Raw genomic sequence first — 17901 nt, forward strand, 5'->3', positions numbered from 1 at the left:
GATGTAAAAAATCCGCTTCGGCGGATTTTTTTATGGCATCATAAAAAAAATTCAAACCAAAGTTGATTGGGTTTATGCAAGTCTATTATTTCTATCGTCATCCTGATGAGGATTATGCTTTTATCCGAAAAGAACCTTCGGATCTTTATATTTTAGATTATGTATGGGTCGATTGCGTACGTCAGGATGTTGTAGGACATGTGGAGTCATGGCAGGAAAAAATACAGGGTCTCATTGACGTACAAATCAATGAGTTTCATCTTCAGGATATTTTAAATATCGAACATCCTTGTTCATTCGATACGATGGAAGATTATGACTTTCTGATTTTCCGTAAACTCATTACCCCTGATGATCATCTGCATTTGGATGAAAAAAATGCAGAGCCGCATCAGAGTGAATTTGGTCTAATGACGACACCTGTTGCTTTTACACTGTCACCCCGTGCGATTGTAACGGTACGGGAGAAGGGTAATCGGGCAATTGAGTCATATATTGAACGTTTACATGCACTGATGTTAAAGCCTGAAGAGGAACAAAATAAAACCCGAAAATTACCTTCGACCCCGCTTAATTTAGCGCTGCGTATTTTAAATAGCATGATTGATGACTATTTACAGTTACGCGCCCCTTTGACGAAAAGGGTCGAATATTGGCAACAAGAACTTTTGCAAGGGCATCGTTTTTTTCGTCAGTGGCGACAGTTATTACAAGAAAGTATGGCATTTCAACAGGTTGAAAATTTATGTGAAGAACAAATTGAAACCTTACAGGAATTGCGTGATGAAATTGTTGAAAACTACCATCATTTGGTTGGGGAGCAACGCACGGAAGGTTTGGACATCATGTTGGTTCGGCTCAATGACTTAGTGAGCCATATTGAACGGATTCAAAAACATACTGCAAGACTACGCAATTCCATTCAGGCAGCGATTGATTTGCACTTTTCAGCAATTTCTAATCAGACTAATGAAAATATGCGAATTTTAGCAATTATCACCGCAATTTTTGCACCGTTGACGTTATTGACCGGAATTTATGGGATGAACTTTGAGTTTATTCCTGGAGTGAAGTCACCTCAAGGTTTTTGGTTAATGCTGGTGGTGATGTTGTTGTGTACACTGTTCTTGATCATTTATTTTTATCGACGTCATCTGGTTGGTCGTGGTGAGAAAAGCGTCATTGATATGTTGGCGCAGCAGCATCATCAAAAAGGGGTAAATTTATTTTGGTTTCTGGAAATAGAACCGATTAAACAGACCATTAAAAGTGTTGAGAAAATGGCAAAGTTAAAATAAGAAATGGTGAATTTGAGTTGGAGGAATGACTTGGATTCACCAAAACTTCATAATGAGCTGATATAGTTTAAACAGTAAAATGAGATAAAGATGATCACAGGGATGTAAATGACTGTAAAAATGATTGTGGTTGATATGGATGGTACTTTTTTAAATAATGATAAAAAATACAATAAAGCACGCTTTTTAAAACAATATGAGCAACTCAAGCAAAGAAATATTCATTTTGTGGTTGCAAGCGGCAATCAGCTCTATACCTTACAAAACTATTTTCCTGAAATAAAAGATGAAATTGCCTTTATTGCTGAAAATGGTGCTTATGTAGTTGCGGCTGGTCATGAACTCGCGTTTGCCTATTTTTCACCAGATTTGGTAAAAGTCATGCAGGATGCGCTTATTGTTGATTATAAACATGCCATGATTGTGTGCGGGAAAAAAAGTGCTTATATCTTAAATACGGTTCCCGAAAAAAAATTAGCCAAGCTTGGTCAATATTTTAAGAAACTAGAACATGTTGCTACTTTTTCAGATATAGATGATCAGATTTGTAAAATAACGCTCGATACAACAGGGGATGAGTTTTCACAGATATATCCAGCATTGCAGCAACTTCCATTTATTCGCAATGGCGTTGCAAAAATGGTTTCAAGCGGTTTTGGTTTTATCGATCTGCTTGTGTCAAATCAACATAAGGCACATGGTTTGGCATTGTTACAGCAGAAAATGCGTATTCCTGCATCTGACGTGTTGGCAATTGGCGATAACTTAAATGATCTGGAAATGATCCAACAGGTAGGTTTTGGCTTTGCGATTGCCAATGCTGTTGATGAACTAAAACATGTGGCGCATTTTGTGACTGAAAAAAATAATGAACAAGAAGCGGTGTTAGATTTGATTGATCAAGTGTTGCTAGAAGAAACACCATTTGATGGTTTGCATCATAAAACGGCTTGAGCTTTTCAAGTGGGATAGTACCCAGGTTGGGTGGAATGACCGAATGGAACGATTGTCACATTTTCTGTAAATTTAGAAGATTAATATTTGAAAAAGGATGGGTATTCCCATCCTTTTAATAAAAGATGGTTAAGTCAAATTAAGTTTCTGAATCGGCACGTTTTAGAATGTCGTATAACTCCTCTTTTAATTTGAGTTTTTTACGTTTTAGGACTTCAATTTCATCTAAACCAGATGTTACAGGATCTTTTTCCAGACGGATAATTTCATGGTCAATGTCATTATGCTCTTCAAAAATTTTAGAAAAGTGAGCATCTTCCTGTTTTAATTTACTAATTAGATTACGGTATTCTGGGAACATGATGATCCTCTCGGTTATTTTTCAGTATTAGCGGGTTATGCCATTCAAGAACATAACCCTTTGTCATTATTTAAAACACTGACTTTGTGATGAGTGTTTTATTTATTCCATATAAATAGTAAGGGATTTTAGGGCGCTTTTATAGGTGTTTTTTGTTTATAAATGCCATAAACGTGATCTGTTCAGCCATCATTCAAAATTTGCATGCCGCATTTGACGACGCAACTTTTGTACTTCATCAATCAAATCCATCATCATGGCAACGGCAGACAGTGATGCATCAAAGTCCCGTTGTAGACGATAAGCACGTCTTGCACGAGAAACATCTTCACCAATGAAGGTATAACTGTGTGTAGAGCGAGTCGGTAAAATATCAAATTCAAGAAGTTGTAAAACCCACTCTTGTGACTGCCCGCAGGCATGGGCAAAATGAGTTAGGTCAAAGCTGAGCTGTTCATCAAGGATTTCAGCTTCTGTATTTCCATCATAGGTAATTTCTCGATAATGAATGGTGCTCATGGATGATCTCCTTAGTCTTGTCGAGGGTTAAAGTTTTTAAAATGTTCTGCAAATGCTTGATATGCGTGTTGTTGTTCCTCCGTATTGGCAGGAGGAGCCACAATATTCAAAATGAGGTAGAGGTGTCCTGGGGTTTTATTGGGAATTCCTTTGTCTTTTAGGCGTAATTGCTGACCTTGTTTGGCATTTTTAGGCACATTGACCTGTAAATGTCCCGCAGGTGTATTGACCGTGATCTGCTGACCCAATGCCGCCTCCCACGGTGTAATTGCGACATTTAAATAAACATCACTGCCTTCAACATGAATTTGGTCGGTATCTTGGTAGATAATTTCAAGGTACAGGTCACCATTTTCACCTCCATTGATGCCTGCCTGACCTTGACCTGTAAGGCGAATTTGTTGACCTTCTTTCATGCCTTTCGGAATTTTGACCTGTAAGGTTTTTCGCTGAACCTCGGGTTCACCATAAGCATTGTAGGTCGGAATTTGTAAGGTGATTTGTTGTGTTGAGCCCTGATACGCGATATCGACAGGGACTTCTATGCTGGCATGTTGATCTTCACCTTTGAAACTTTGTTGTTGATAGCGTTGTTGTCGTGATTGTCCACCTCCAAACCCCGTACCAAAACGCCCAAAAAGATCTTCAAATCCGCTAAAGTCAGCATTGGAACCGCCTTGTTGATAAAACTGGGCATTGTCAAATCCACCTTGTCCAGCACCCCCAAAGCCAGAAAAGCCTTGAGGGTGATCAAGCATCTGGTCATATTCGGCTTTTTTTTCTGCATTGCTTAGTGTGTCATAGGCGACATTGATGGCTTGCATCTTTTGTTCAGCATCTGCTTCTTTGCTTATATCGGGGTGATATTTCCGAGCCAGTTTACGGTAGGCTTTTTTGATTTCATCTGGAGTTGCGGAGCGGGTTACCCCTAATTCTTCATAGTAATTTTTAGCCATGATCTTCTGTAGTCACTGATTTATTATGTTTTATTTATTATGGAACGATTTTGACTGATTGCAAGTAAGGCTTTGTTACGCTTGGTGATGAGGCTGGGAGCGTTCGATTGTGTTGTGTATTTTATTGTGCATGGTTGATTTTGGCAATAATCAAAGTTAGGACTGAATATCAATCATTTAATCTAGGATCGGGTAAATATAAAAAGCGAGAACAGCTTAGCATGTCTTTGGAGGCAATTGACCACATGGGGGTTGTTGGTTATAACAGAGGAAAGATGAAGAAGAAAATTAATAGGAAGCACGATGGCGAAAACAATATTAATGACAGGCGCATCTGGCTTGATTGGTCAACATTTGGCGGCCTATTTTTTAGAGCAAGGCTATTTTATTTATGCCTTAACCCGTCAGATTAATAAAATTTCTACGCATCCAAAACTGAATTGGGTCAATGAGTTTATTGAAATTCCAGAGGTTCCGTTGCAATACGTGATTAATTTGGCGGGCGAGAGTATCGGGCAAAAGCGTTGGTCGGCGGAACGTAAACAACAGTTGATAGAAAGTCGGGTGGAAACAACACGCGCACTTTATGTTTTTTTAAAGCAGCGCAAACTTAAACCTGAAAAAATTATTTCAGGTTCTGCAATTGGTTATTACGGCATTGATCCTGAAGAGCATTGGACAGCATTATGTTCGGAAACTTCTCCTGCACAGGCGGTTTTTGTGTCTGAACTCTGTCAGCGTTGGGAAAATGAGGCATTGTCAGATACTGAACAGAATACGGTTATTATTCGTTTAGGCGTGGTTCTGGCAAAGAATGCACCTGTATTAAAACAAATGCTGTTTCCAATTAAGTTAAATTTATTTGGAAAATTGGGGCATGGCGCGCAGCCTTTTGTATGGATTCATATTCAGGATGTATTGGCAGCTATCGACTTTATTTTACAGTTGGATCATCCCGAACGTATTTATAATGTGGTTGCCCCAAGTCATGACACTCAGGCAACATTTGTGCATGTCGCCTCGCAAATTTTAGGGAAAACCCCATTTTTTAATTTTCCAAGTAGTATTTTGAATATGATTTTGGGAGAGCAGGCGCAACTGGTTCTAAATGGACAATATGTGGTACCCAAAGCCTTATTGGCGCAGAATTTTGAGTTTAAGTTTAATACCTTAAATGCAGCATTAACGAATTTGCTAATTGAATCGGTTTAGATTAAAAATATAATAATATCAATTGTATAAAGAGTTTTATGTGAGCAGATTTAGGTTTTATGAACAAAAGATTGATGTTAAAAATGACTCATTAACGAAATGAAGTGATCACGAAAAGGTGATCAAACTCAAGTAGCTGGATTCAGATATCATCATGAATCGCACGCTACTTAAATTTGAACGATGGCTAAGCTTAGCTTAAGTGCTCACCAAATAATGCCAAGGCTTCTTCTGCTGTAAATTGGTATTTGCTATTGCAGAACTGACAATCCATGTGGATTGGGTTTTGGAATTCTAAAGTTTCTTTTACGGCATCAACCCCAATTTGAATAAGAGCATTGGCACATTTTTCTTTAGAACAGGTGCAACCAAATTTTAAGTGTTCAATTTCAGGCAGACGAACTTCTTCTTCGTTATATAAACGATAGAGAATTTCATTGGCATCTAAATCGGTTAGCTCTGCTGGTTTGAGTGTTTCAGTCAGCAATACCAGACGTGGCCAAATATCTTCATCGACAAATTGCTGTTCTTCTTCACTGGTGCGAGGTAATAACTGAATCAGCAAACCGCCTGCGCGTTTTGTATTTGCTGCTAATGCAATTTGTGTTGGAATTTGGGCAGAAAGGGCATAATACTGCATTAAACACCCTGCAAGCGTTGGTTTGTCTAGAGGGACGATCCCTTGATAACGCTCACCAAATTCAGGTTCAATGTTAATAAATAGAACAGGTTGAACCAATGTAGCAAGAACGGTACTACTGTCAGTCGCTTCTACAAAACGAGGGTCTTCTTCGAAGTCAGCTAAACCTCGAATTTCGCCTAAATGGTTACATTCTGCCATGCCCCATTTAAAGGTACCTTGAGCCTGAATTTGTAGGCTGATACGTCCTTTAATTTTGAGGGTACTTGCCAGTAGTGCCGTTGCACTGAGCATTTCACCCAACAGAACCTGAATGGCCTGAGGATAGTGACGTTGTGCCAAAATTGTTTGTAGTGCATCTTCAAGATGAACAACTTCACCACGAACTGGGCAATTTTCAATATAAAAACGTTGACGTAGGTTCGACATATATTTCTCCATGACCCGCCTTTAATGGTGACAATTTAGAAAAACTCAAGTTATTCATTCCGATCTCGAGAGACATCGATGCGTTCATGATCAAGTCCACGACGTAGGTTTACATCGGGTTTGGTGGCTTGTTCAACTTGGGCATCACTTTCAAACAAGTGTTCTAATTCTGCCAGTGCATTACGGTGGGTTTCATAAATTTTCTGCTCATCATTATAAATACTTTGCTGTTTCAAGAGTAGTTTTTCATCATAATCACGGAAAATCTCGATTTTTTGATAAGCCACATCATCATCCACGCCCAGCTCTTTCATTACACGATAAGCCATGCCCAAAGAGGACAGATAGGTTTCCCGCCATACATAGTGAACGCCTAAATCTCGGAGTAAATGAACATGATAGCGGTCTCGGGCACGAGCCAGTAATTTTACATGCGGGTAATTGAGTGTGATATGACGTGCAACATTTAATGAATCTTCGACATCATCAATGGCCAAAACAAAAACTTTGGCATGTTCGATACCCGCCGAGCGTAAAATTTCAGGATGTGTGACGTCGCCATAGTAGATTTTACCACCATAATTACGCACGAAGTCTACACGTTTTAAGCTGTGATCAATCGCTGTAAATTTTAGATGCTGCAAACGTGCAACACGAGCAATGATTTGTCCAAAACGTCCAAATCCCGCAATAATCATTGGGTTGTGTTCGGTATTTGGAATTTGATCATATTGTGGTTGTTCTTTGCCTTGTCGATCAAATAAAGGAACAATCCAACGACTCACGAACCAATAAAGTAGAGGCGTGAGCACCATCGATAAAGTGACAATTAATGTAACGGGTTCAGACAGTTGTTGTGCAAGGATTTTTTCGCCGTTGGCAACATTGAGTACCACAAATGCAAATTCGCCCCCTTGGGCTAAACAAGCGCCTAAAAGTAAACTATTTTTCCAGCTACTTTTATAAAAAATGCGGCTAATCAGCATCATCACCAAAGATTTTACCAGCAACAGCGCACAGGCACCTCCAATGATAAGCCATGGCATATTGACCAATAGGCTAAGGTGAGTGGTCATACCAACGGTCATAAAGAATAGACCGAGTAATAAACCTTTAAAGGGTGCGATACTGGCTTCGAGTTCATGACGAAATTCAGAGTCTGCTAACAACACGCCTGTTAAAAATGCGCCAAGCGTTGTGCTAATGCCTAATGTTTCCATAAGCAATACAACGGCCAGAACAATGAATAATGCAACCGCAGTGATTAATTCGCTTGCGCCACTGGTGGCTACGAAGCGAAAGAAGGGGCGCATGACAAAACGGCTAAAGAGGAACAGCCCACTAAAGGTGGCAATAATTGCAGCAAAATAGGCGATACCGTGGTGAGAGCCGCCATTTGACCCAGACAGAATCGGAATGATGGCAAGAAGTGGAATTGCCGCAATATCTTGAAAGAGTAAGACAGAAAAAGCTTGTTGCCCATAGGTGGTGTTGAGTTGTTGTTTTTCCCCGAGCAATTGCAACACAAAAGCGGTAGATGAGAGTGCCAATGCAAAACCAATCACAAAACTTGCTTTGATTGAAGCGTGAAAACCAAGCAAAATGAATAACATCAGCGTGCCACCCGTCACTAAGACTTGTAAGCTCCCCATGCCAAAAATTGCTTGGCGCATTTGCCATAAGCGTTGTGGACGTAGTTCTAACCCAATCAAAAACATCAATAAAATAACGCCAAATTCAGCCATTTCCATAATGGCTTCAGCGTCACTGGCAATATTAAAAACACTTGGACCTAAAATAATTCCCGTGAACAGGTAACCTAAAACGGTGGCGATTCCAAAGCGTTTTCCAAGTGGAACCAGTAATAGTGCAGCGCCCAGAAAAATTGTTGCTTGCAGTAATAATGACATTGAGTCACCTTAATTCATTAGAAGAATAACCAAGCGTAAAACCCCCTTAGGGGTGTCACTCAAAGTTTTAAGACCATTATAAACAGTCACTTTTTATGGTGGATAGAGTGAAGCGTAGAGAAATGTTATTGAACAAAATAATTTGCATACATTGGAGTCTATTGATATTTCACTGACGTTACGGATGAGGTCGTTTTTTAGACAAAACAACGTATATTGAGGGTTAACTCAACTCTTGTGGGTCGACATCAATCGAAAGTTTTAAACCAGAAGGTAACTGTTGTACCGCCTGTGCCCACCAGCTTCGCACATAATAATGCAAACGTGCACGATCCTGAGCCAGAAGCAGTAAATGGGCATGATGCTTACCTGCTTTACGTTCCATTGGTGCAGGAATTGGCCCCCAAATATCAATTTCGGCATTGGCCATTTGTCGAAGTTGTTGGGCAATATTTTGTAGATATTCCTTATTTTGTTCGGCAGAACGAGCTTCACAGCGCAATAAAATGCCGTAACGAAAAGGAGGGAGTTGTGCGATTTTCCGTTCTTTTAAGGTTTGCATCGCAAAGGCACGATAATCTTTATCGATTAAGGTATTCAGTAAAGGATGGTCGGGTCTAAGCGTTTGTAAATAAACCTCACCTTTATGTTCACCGCGCCCTGCACGTCCTGAAACTTGGACAATCATTTGGGCGGTACGCTCAGTCGCCCGAAAATCGACACTCAGCAAACCTGAGTCAATATCTAAAATGGCAACCAGTGTTACATAAGGAAAATGATGCCCTTTGGCAAGCATTTGCGTTCCCAGTAAAATCAGTGGTTGGCTATGCTGGATTTGATCATAGATTTTTTGCCAGCTTCCGACACGACTGGTACTGTCCCGATCCACGCGTATGACAGGAAATTTTGGAAAGAGTTGTTGTAAGGTTTCTTCAATCTTGGCTGTCCCCATGCCCAGTGGTTTTAACTGAGTATGGTTGCACTGTGGACAATGATCGGGAATGCGTTGAATCAAACCGCAATGATGGCAATGCAAATGCTGATATGGCTGTAAGTGTAAGGTGAAATGCGCATCACATCGTGGGCAATTGGCTTGCCATGCACATTGTTCGCAGATTAAAACAGGTGCATAACCACGTCGATTGAGAAAAATCAGAACTTGTTCTTTCTTTTCAAGATGCTGCTGAATTTGTTGAATTAATACCTGACTGAGACCTTGCTGTTTTTGTGGTGTTTTTAAATCAAGCAAGTGAATTTTGGGCAAATGTGCATTGCCCGCCCGTTGGTTGAGTTCCAAATGTGTAAGTTTCGCTTGCTCAACTAACGCATAGCTGTCGATACTTGGGGTTGCGGAACCTAAAATAATCGGGCAGTTTTGTAGGTATGCCCGATACAGTGCAACATCTCGGGCATGGTAACGAAAGCCTTCTTGTTGCTTAAAAGAAAGGTCGTGTTCTTCGTCTAAAATAATTAACCCAAGGTTTGGTAACGGTGTATAAATCGCAGAGCGAGTGCCTAAAATAATGGAGGCTTTTCCTGTTTGGGCATGCTGCCAAGCCTGTAGGCGTTTAGTGTCATTTAAGCCCGAATGCAGTAAAGCCACATGCACATGAAAACGAGACTGAAAACGGGAAATGGTTTGTGGAGTGAGTCCAATTTCAGGTACTAGCACCAAAACCTGTTTCCCTTTTTTTAGCACTTCATGCATGACATGTAGATAGACTTCGGTTTTGCCGCTACCTGTGACGCCATCCAGTAAAAAGCCTTGAAACTTGTGTTCTGCCTTTAAAATTTTTTGAATGGCTTTTTGTTGGTCTTCGTTTGGTTTAAGGGGCATTTGTGCCAATTGAACGGGTTCAGGGGAAAAATCCAGTTGTTCAAGTGTGCATTGGGCAATGCCTTTTTTTTCCAAAGCTTTTAAAGTACTGCTTTCAATACCACTTAAATTTAGAATATTTTCTAAGGTGCCTTGTGCCTTGAGTTTTAAGATTTTATAGGCTTCTTGTTGTTTAGGTGAACGGCTAATTTTAGCCTCTGCTTGTAAGTCGGTCAGTTGCCATGTTCGTGCCAATAAATCGTAAGGTTTTCCCTGACGAAGCAGTGTTGGCAAGGCACTTTGCATTACTTCACCTAACGGAAAAAGATAATACTGTGCTGACCATGTTAGTAATTTTAAAATATTAGCATCGAGTAGCGTGTGTTCATCCAATAATGCATCAATTGATTTGAGTTGAAAACGAGGGTCAACAGGTGTATCTGCTGCTAATTTTTCAACAATAATACCAATTAAATGTTGTCTCCCAAAAGAAACTGCAACACGCGCGCCTAAAGTTGCCTGCTGATATTGTGTCTCGGTTACGACATAGTCAAAACAGTCGTAAAGATGAACAGGAACAGCAACACGGACGCGAAGCGGCAAGGATGTCGATGGGGTCATTGGCATAGAAACAGAGATTTATAAAATCAAATAAGTAAGTTGCAATATGCGGGATAACAGTGAAAAAAGGCAAGTCTTCTTTTATAAAAAACCGTGGAAGAAGATATGATTTGATCTTTGAAATTTCCCTTTTTTAAAAGTCGAATGAGGAATTTCTAATGGGGTGTTATCAGACAATAAGTCACCTGATTGATGAGAATAAATAGAAACTTTTGCATAGAGAGATAATATAAAAATACGAAGATTGTCTCATTTAAGAACTGAATTTATAACGAGAATAATTCTCAAATCCAGTCGTTACAAGAATAATAAATGATGAAGGGAAAAGGGGCTATTTTACGGATTAAAAAATAGCATAATGGTCAGATACAAGCATTTTTGTCGGAGATGACGAAGATGAATACTGAAATCTTCAAGGAGCCAATCAATCAATTGCATTGGCGTGTTCTCAAAACAGTCACCTTGATTTTGGGGCTGTTACCTGTACAGGAAGTTTATGTGCAGTTATGGAAAATCAGTCAGGAATCTAGCCAAATTATATTTGGTTTTTTTGCAGTCAGTTTATTTTATTCATGGTTAAGCATAGGTTTTATTTGTGCGTTACAAATGTCACATATGTCATTATCTTTGGCACGGTCAGATGTCGAACAACGCTTGATTCAATATTATAAACAGGTGCCAATGTTATTTTTTGTGCTGCTTGTGGCGTATATTGGCTCAAATTATATATGGGAATTTTAAAGGGCAGGGAACGTTTCTAGCCAGCACAAGGCTGACTAGAAATTGTCAAATTATCGGCGTGATTTAAACGAAACATCGACTTTACGAGGGCGATAACGTAGCCCAAGCAATAACAATAAACCACTGAAAATTAGCACAGGCCAGTCGCCAATACGGTTATACAGCGTTTCACCTGTATACGCAGGCAAGTCACCACGCAAGACATATTCATGGTCTAAAGGTGCTTGTTTAATAATATGACCATTTTGATCAATAAACGCAGTCACCCCTGTATTGGTGGCACGAATGAACCAGCGTCCATTTTCTTTGGCGCGCATTTGTACCATTTGTAAATGCTGCCAAGGGCCAGCCGTATCTGTGAACCATGCATCGTTAGAAACCGTAACCATGAAGTCACTTTGTTCAGCATTATGACGGGTCAGATTTGGATAAGCGACTTCATAACAAATTGCAGCGCCAAGAGGATGATCTTTTACCTTTAATGGCGGTTGACCTGCTGCACCCGCAGTAAAGCCTCCTGCACTGGCATCATTTTGTAAAGCAGGAAGTACCCATTTCAACAAGCCAGCCAACGGAATATATTCACCAAATGGCACTAAACGCTGTTTTTGGTACAGTCCCGATGTTTGTTCGCCCGAAGCCATCAGACTATTATAAAACAAAGGTTTTTTTGCTTTTACTGAACCCTGTTCATCAAAATAGGGAATTCCTGTGACCCATGCTGAATGGTGAGTTGTCGCAGTTTGGGCAAGATCGTTCAGGAAAGGTTCAATTGCAGTTTGAGCCATTGGAATAGATGACTCAGGCCAAACAATTAAATCGCGTCCCCATTCGGTTGCACTGAGGTTTTTATAAATTTCCAGTGTTTGATCTTGATAACTCGTCAGCCATTTTAAATCTTGTGGGATATTGCCCTGAATCAGAGAAACGGTGAGTGGTCGTTGAGCTTTAGGCTGAACGAAAACGATATTGGATACGCCCCATGCACCTAACAGTACAATGGCAATAGGCACCGCCCAAAACACACGTTTTTTGATGATTTCCACACAACCTGTTGCGATCAGGATGGCAACAAATGAAATTCCAAACACCCCAAACAATGGCGCGTAATGATCAAGGAATCGCTCTGTAAATGCATAGCCGACAAACAGCCACGGAAAACCAGTAAACACCCAAGTTTTTGCCCATTCAAAAATTACCCATAGCGGTGCAAAGGTCAACGGTGTTTCAGGGAAGAAACGGCGGTATGTCCAAGTCTGAACTGCCGTAAATAACCCCATGATGAGTGCCATGAGGGCAATCAGCAGAACACTGACCGTAGCACTGGTATTGCCATACACATGAATGGAGGTGTAAAGCCAGAATGCACCGACAAACCAAAGACCAAAGCCAAAACTCCAGCCAATGAAAAATGCCTGAGGCGCACTACGCTGTTGTAAACATGCATAGAGTAATGCTGGGCTAAGTAGCGCAAGCCACCAGTAATAATAAGGGGCAAGGGCGAAACTGAAAATTCCCCCAGCGATGAGTGCAATCACACTCATCAGCCAAGTTGGGAATTGAGTAACGGAAGAAAAGTTTAAGTTTTTTGACATAACGATTATTTACGCACTGCACGTATTAAATGAATACTTCGTGCGTCTGCTTCTATAATAGTAAATTTCCAACAATCGAGTTCAACGGTTTGACCTTGAAGATCATTCACTAGCCCGATTTCTTGCAATAACAGTCCACCAACGGTTTCAACTTCATCATCCGAAAAATCGGCATTTAACATCTCGTTGAAATATTCAATAGGTGTGAGTGCCTGCACTAACCATGCATTTGAAGTGTCATGTTTGGGATCAGGGATGATGAGTGGTGTGTCTTCATCAATATGATCATGTTCATCTTCAATTTCACCGACAATTTCTTCTAGAATATCTTCTAGCGTAACCAGCCCAGAGGTTGCACCATGTTCATCTATCACAATAGCAATATGGGTTTGGGTGTTTTTGAGCATCCGCAATACTTGATCTGAACGCGCACTTTCAGGCACAAATAAAGGGTGGCGCATGAGCGCACGAATATCAACTTTGACACTCGGTTCAGTGAGGCAAGGCAATAGATCTTTTACTAGCAAAATTCCAACCACATTTTCTGGTTGATCGGCAGAAAAAATAGGAAAGCGTGAATGTGCTGATTCAATCAAAACATGTAAAATATCAAGGAGTTGATCGTCTTCTTGCAAGCTGATCATTGCGGTGCGAGGGGTCATGACTTCACGAATTTTCGTTGCGGGCAAGTCGAGCACACCTTCTAACATGGCAACTGTATCTGGCTCTAAAAAGCGGCGTGAGTCTTGAACCAGTTTTAATAGTTCATCTCGAGTTTCAGGTGCGATACCCAACCACTTTCGTAAGCCCAGCATACCCCACGATGGGCTTGATTCGTCTTGCATGATTTTTCCTAAATCGGTCTTTAAATTCACAATGAAATTTTATCATACCGAAGAAAAATTGCTTGTGCATCTAGTAAACGGTATCAAAATCGCTAACGTTTAAAATAAAGCGTGACACGATGAAAATGGCTTTATGTTAAAATTAAGCCATACTTTTTTATGTTGAGCGATTCATGTCTGAACAAACCGCACCTGTCACAGAATTAAATACACGTGGTTTATATTGTCCCGACCCAATCATGATGCTGCGTCAGGCATTACGCAAACTACAATCGGGCGATGTTGTTGAGGTGTTTGCGACAGATCCATCAACCTCATGGGATATTCCACGTTTTTGTGTACACATGGGGCATGAATTGGTCTTACAAGAAGAAGTTTTGGATGATAAAAACCAGAAGGAATATCATTACCTTGTGAAAAAAGGGTAGTGTATTAATGAAAAAATACGACTCTTGTAAGTCGTATTTTTATAACAATTACCACTGGATTGGTTTATCACTTGATCCAGGTGTCATGGCATAGCCAGGTGCAGTGTCAACGCTTTCTTGCGCGACTTCACCTCGAGCTTTGAGTTTTAAGCCCACCATAATGTCTTGATAAACAGATTGTGCAACCATGTCTGCTGCCGTATTGGATGCGCCTGTAATTAAGTTTTGACCTGAAAATTGCGATACCGTTTTATTGACGGCTCCGGCAGCAACTGTTTTGCTGGTATTGGCTTCAATCACGCGCCAAGTTAGACGGACTTGTTGGGCATTTTTATTGAGTCCATACATCGATGAACCTGAAGCAGGCGCAAGCTGGGTGATTTTCCCAACAACGAGATAATCTACACCCGCTTTTTGTCCAATTCGGGCAAGTTCCTGTGGTGCACCATCCCAGTTGAGTACATCATTTTCATATTGCATTTCAGCAAGGTATTGACGGTCTAATACACTAAGTTGTCCAGATTGTGCCATGTACGTGCCGATGAGATCGGTCAGTTCCACGCTAAAGTCATCTGAGTTTTCGGTGTTGTTGGTGAGTCGAAAAGGCAAGACTGCAATTCGTTTTAAATGTTGGTCATGTACGGAAGATTCAAATTTGTTGACATATGCACGTACACGGGCACGATAATGGTCTTTTGAACCTGTTAGGCTTAAAACCTGAAAGCGGCTTACTGATCCAGAACCTGAAGTATCAACACTAAAAACAGGAGAGGTTTTGCTGCTATAGTTCCATTGATTACGGCTGATGGACATTGAAACAGTTTCTTCGTAGTCGACACGTGAAGAAACACCAGTTCCGTTTACAGCTTGTACAGCAATGAGTAGTGCCTCAGCAACTGCTTGTTGTTGTGTCGGCCCGCTGCCTGTAGCTTCCTTAACGACTTCCTTTACGCCTGCAAAAGAGGTTGTGATACACCCGAATAAAATGGATAAAGCAAATATAATTTTTTTCATCGTTTTCTGCTAAACATTTGTCAACCAGCATGACAAAGAGGAATACTGGTTGACATAAAAATCAATTACAAACCAAAAGTTGAACGCTTGCCTGACTTACGAATTTCTTTTTCGCTGGTCCATTCAACAATACCCGTTTGAATATTTTGCAGTTTTAAAGTGAATTTATAATACACATCACTTTTTCCACCCGCATTTTTGACGATGCTTGACAGGTTTCCGTTGAGCATGTATTCAGCACCTACATGCCCACCTGCACGTACAGAAGTTGCTTTATTCACCATACCACTTTGCTTTTGGTAAGCAATTTGATCTGCCATCGCACCCGCAGATGTCATATCAACAAAACGGAATTTTCCTGAATTGATTAATTTAGTTTGAATCGTATCTGTGATGGACTCGGTATCGATATGTTCCTGAGTTTTGTTTTTAATACGATCTACAAACATGACAGGTCTGCGAGATTGTGTCATTTGTACAACCGGTGGAAAGCTCAACATGTCATCGACCATTTTGGTTGCGATCATTTGCAAGTCGGTTGAACCGAAATCGGTGGTGAGGGTTTCAACTGCCTGTGCGTCGCCATAGCTAACGTTGCCTGTTGTTGCACATCCGCTTAATAATGCTGTACCTGCAAAAAGCGCTGTAACCAGTTTTAATTTCATGGGTAAATCTCTCTTATTTCTTTAAATAAACAACAACATCAACAGCCGAAGGATTGGGTGCAAGAGATTGCACGGTTTTGATTTCTCGACCAGTTAAATCAATAGGTTTCCAGATTGAGCCTTCAGGGTTAACTTCCATGCCCTGAGCGTCGACCCAGACAATCTTGTAAGAAAAGTGTTTGTTATTAAAACGTTGATTTTTAATCCCCAAGGCGACTTTTTTAAGACTGCCTACATCCACCATACTCACACGGTCAATGCCAATTTCGGTGAATAAAACCGCATTGTTGGTACGTTTTTGAATGGTCATATCGCCATTGGGTTGTGTTTGGGTTGTTAATGCATTGGGTGCTGTACAAGCTGTTAAAGCAGCACCAAGAGTACAGATCAGGCTAAGCGTTAAAAACTTCATAAAATTTGATGTCCAACGGGTTAGGGTTTTGAGAAAAGGCTGCTACTGACAGAAATTTTATTATTAACATCATAGGCATAGATAAAAACAGTTTGATTGGCTACTGCATCAATGGTTAATGGCGCACTGTATTTTCCAGAATTGGCAAGTTGTAGTTGGTATTTGCCTGGACTTAAGTTGAGTCGAGCAACTTGCGTATTACTCGGTAATGTTGACCAAGAACGTAGGTCGGCATGGTCTGTTGCTGTATTCATTAAATTACCTGCAATTTGTCCAAGTACCCCAAGTTGCTGCCCTAATTGTTGTTGCGCAACGTATTTGGTTGTTGTACGCATAATCTGGCGGGCCACTGTTGCTGTGGTTTGTTCCTTCAATTGTTTTACAGCAAGTGCACCAATATCATTTAATACATAGCTATTCTGAATTTTTTTATTGTTGAGTAAAATTTGCGTGGGTTGTGGTATTTGATAAGTTCTTGGTTCATATGTTGCAAATGAAATATTGAGCAAGCCGTTAGGTGCAGGCAAAACCAATTTGTTCTCAACTTTTTGTGGTACTAACCCTTGTTCAATAAAAATAATGACAGGTACATTACTTTGATTTTTCTGTAGATTTAGTTTATCGACACGTTGAATATCGGTTGCGATTTGAGGATCGGGTTGTAATTCATACGCTTTTTTATAGTCGACAAGCGCATCGTTATATTCACCTAAAACTTCCCATAAGCTTGCTGCCATATAAAAAGCATAGCTATTTTGATAGGTATTTTTGATTTTGCTCGCAATAGGGTCTAAGCCAGCAAAGGCCTCATCGAGTTGAGGGGTTTCAGAAGCAGTATTTAGATTTTTCTTTTTCTCTTTTTCAGTTTTTTTGGCCAGTTCTTGTTCATGACTGAGTTCGATTTCACGTTGTAACTGCTGGGCAACACGCATTTCGACGGATGCTGCTTCCATATCTTTTAGATAGATATAGTTTTTTGCTTGTGAAATATGGGCAAGTACCTGTTCATAAGGTGGAACAAGATAGGGAACAACTGAATCATTACTCATCATGGATAATGCTTGAAATCCAATACGGGAAGCACTGATTTTGGCGCGACTTTTTTGTTTGTCTAAGAGTGCAAAAGCCTTTTTATAAGTGTCTAAACTGGCTTGATAGTTTTGGTTGACCTGTTGAATACGTGCCTGTTCTAGTAAATAGAGCGCACCATCTTTTTTTGTTGCATTATCTGCAAATTTTTTAGCAAGATGACTATCGTCATTTTGGTTCAAAGTCTCTCTAAACTGGTCGCTGTCCTCTTTATATGTTTTAAATGTACCTGCATTTAAGTTACCTGATGTAACAAAAAAACATGCACCTGCCCCAAGCATATAAATACTTTTTTTTAAAAAAATCATTTTATTCAATTTCTTATACTGAAAATTTATGTAATTTTAATTGTATATATTATTTTTTCAAGTGTTAACTTTTGTAATTTAATATAAT

The 17901-nt window shown here is 40.1% G+C and carries 16 protein-coding genes and 1 pseudogene; 5 read left to right on the plus strand and 12 right to left on the minus strand.

The window, feature by feature from the left end:
• Positions 1-74: 74 nt before the first annotated feature.
• Both ABDV70_RS11945 and ABDV70_RS11950 read left to right on the plus strand, forming a co-directional pair.
• Positions 75-1298 carry a magnesium transporter CorA family protein gene (locus ABDV70_RS11945; protein WP_343598016.1) on the plus strand — a complete coding sequence of 408 codons (1224 nt, stop codon included), beginning with the start codon at positions 75-77 and terminating at the stop codon, positions 1296-1298.
• A gap of 108 nt (positions 1299-1406) precedes the next feature.
• A complete protein-coding gene (locus tag ABDV70_RS11950; protein WP_343598018.1) occupies positions 1407-2252 on the plus strand; it encodes a Cof-type HAD-IIB family hydrolase in 846 nt (281 codons plus the stop codon).
• Between the two features lie 139 nt (positions 2253-2391).
• Here ABDV70_RS11950 and ABDV70_RS11955 read toward each other — a convergent pair whose 3' ends face one another.
• The 3 genes from ABDV70_RS11955 to ABDV70_RS11965 form a co-directional block, all read right to left on the minus strand.
• Complete coding sequence (locus ABDV70_RS11955; RefSeq protein WP_343598019.1) at positions 2392-2613, minus strand: DUF465 domain-containing protein; 222 nt, start codon at positions 2611-2613, stop codon at positions 2392-2394.
• A 189-nt stretch (positions 2614-2802) separates the two neighbouring features.
• On the minus strand, positions 2803-3132 hold the full coding sequence (locus ABDV70_RS11960; RefSeq protein ID WP_343598020.1) for a chaperone modulator CbpM: 330 nt from the start codon (positions 3130-3132) through the stop codon (positions 2803-2805).
• Between the two features lie 11 nt (positions 3133-3143).
• Entirely contained in the window at positions 3144-4088 is a 945-nt protein-coding gene (locus tag ABDV70_RS11965; RefSeq protein ID WP_343598021.1) for a DnaJ C-terminal domain-containing protein, read from the minus strand.
• 303 nt (positions 4089-4391) lie between these two features.
• Here ABDV70_RS11965 and ABDV70_RS11970 point away from each other — a divergent pair, with 303 nt between their 5' ends.
• Complete coding sequence (locus tag ABDV70_RS11970) at positions 4392-5300, plus strand: TIGR01777 family oxidoreductase (RefSeq protein WP_343598022.1); 909 nt, start codon at positions 4392-4394, stop codon at positions 5298-5300.
• A 193-nt stretch (positions 5301-5493) separates the two neighbouring features.
• Here the strand turns inward: ABDV70_RS11970 and ABDV70_RS11975 are convergent, their stop codons facing one another.
• The 3 genes from ABDV70_RS11975 to ABDV70_RS11985 form a co-directional block, all read right to left on the minus strand.
• A complete protein-coding gene (locus tag ABDV70_RS11975; protein WP_343598024.1) occupies positions 5494-6369 on the minus strand; it encodes an Hsp33 family molecular chaperone HslO in 876 nt (291 codons plus the stop codon).
• A 50-nt stretch (positions 6370-6419) separates the two neighbouring features.
• Positions 6420-8279: a monovalent cation:proton antiporter-2 (CPA2) family protein gene (locus ABDV70_RS11980; protein ID WP_343598025.1), complete on the minus strand. Its 1860-nt coding sequence runs from the start codon at positions 8277-8279 to the stop codon at positions 6420-6422.
• A 223-nt stretch (positions 8280-8502) separates the two neighbouring features.
• Complete coding sequence (locus ABDV70_RS11985; RefSeq protein WP_343598026.1) at positions 8503-10722, minus strand: primosomal protein N'; 2220 nt, start codon at positions 10720-10722, stop codon at positions 8503-8505.
• Between the two features lie 390 nt (positions 10723-11112).
• On the opposite strand from ABDV70_RS11985, the gene ABDV70_RS11990 reads away from it, so the two are divergent.
• Positions 11113-11457 (plus strand): hypothetical protein, encoded by a 345-nt coding sequence (locus ABDV70_RS11990; RefSeq protein ID WP_343598027.1) that lies wholly within the window; start codon positions 11113-11115, stop codon positions 11455-11457.
• A gap of 50 nt (positions 11458-11507) precedes the next feature.
• Here the strand turns inward: ABDV70_RS11990 and lnt are convergent.
• Together lnt and ABDV70_RS12000 are read right to left on the minus strand one after the other, a co-directional pair.
• Positions 11508-12995: pseudogene (gene lnt, locus ABDV70_RS11995) on the minus strand (apolipoprotein N-acyltransferase); the annotation flags it as partial.
• 62 nt (positions 12996-13057) lie between these two features.
• The gene (locus ABDV70_RS12000; protein WP_343598028.1) at positions 13058-13897 is read right to left on the minus strand and encodes a CBS domain-containing protein; all 840 of its coding nucleotides are present in this window, start codon (positions 13895-13897) and stop codon (positions 13058-13060) included.
• 173 nt (positions 13898-14070) lie between these two features.
• Here ABDV70_RS12000 and tusA point away from each other — a divergent pair, with 173 nt between their 5' ends.
• A complete protein-coding gene (gene tusA / locus ABDV70_RS12005) occupies positions 14071-14325 on the plus strand; it encodes a sulfurtransferase TusA (RefSeq protein ID WP_343598029.1) in 255 nt (84 codons plus the stop codon).
• Between the two features lie 48 nt (positions 14326-14373).
• Here the strand turns inward: tusA and ABDV70_RS12010 are convergent, their stop codons facing one another.
• From ABDV70_RS12010 to ABDV70_RS12025, 4 genes are all read right to left on the minus strand, one after another.
• Complete coding sequence (locus tag ABDV70_RS12010; RefSeq protein ID WP_343598031.1) at positions 14374-15339, minus strand: CsgG/HfaB family protein; 966 nt, start codon at positions 15337-15339, stop codon at positions 14374-14376.
• 65 nt (positions 15340-15404) lie between these two features.
• Positions 15405-16004 (minus strand): penicillin-binding protein activator LpoB, encoded by a 600-nt coding sequence (gene lpoB, locus ABDV70_RS12015; RefSeq protein WP_343598033.1) that lies wholly within the window; start codon positions 16002-16004, stop codon positions 15405-15407.
• A 13-nt stretch (positions 16005-16017) separates the two neighbouring features.
• On the minus strand, positions 16018-16416 hold the full coding sequence (locus ABDV70_RS12020; RefSeq protein WP_343598035.1) for a DUF1425 domain-containing protein: 399 nt from the start codon (positions 16414-16416) through the stop codon (positions 16018-16020).
• Positions 16417-16436: 20 nt separating this feature from the next.
• On the minus strand, positions 16437-17813 hold the full coding sequence (locus ABDV70_RS12025; RefSeq protein ID WP_343598037.1) for a hypothetical protein: 1377 nt from the start codon (positions 17811-17813) through the stop codon (positions 16437-16439).
• Between the last annotated feature and the right edge of the window lie 88 nt (positions 17814-17901).

It is taken from the genome of Acinetobacter sp., assembly GCF_039596015.1.
In the GTDB taxonomy this organism is placed as follows: domain Bacteria; phylum Pseudomonadota; class Gammaproteobacteria; order Pseudomonadales; family Moraxellaceae; genus Acinetobacter.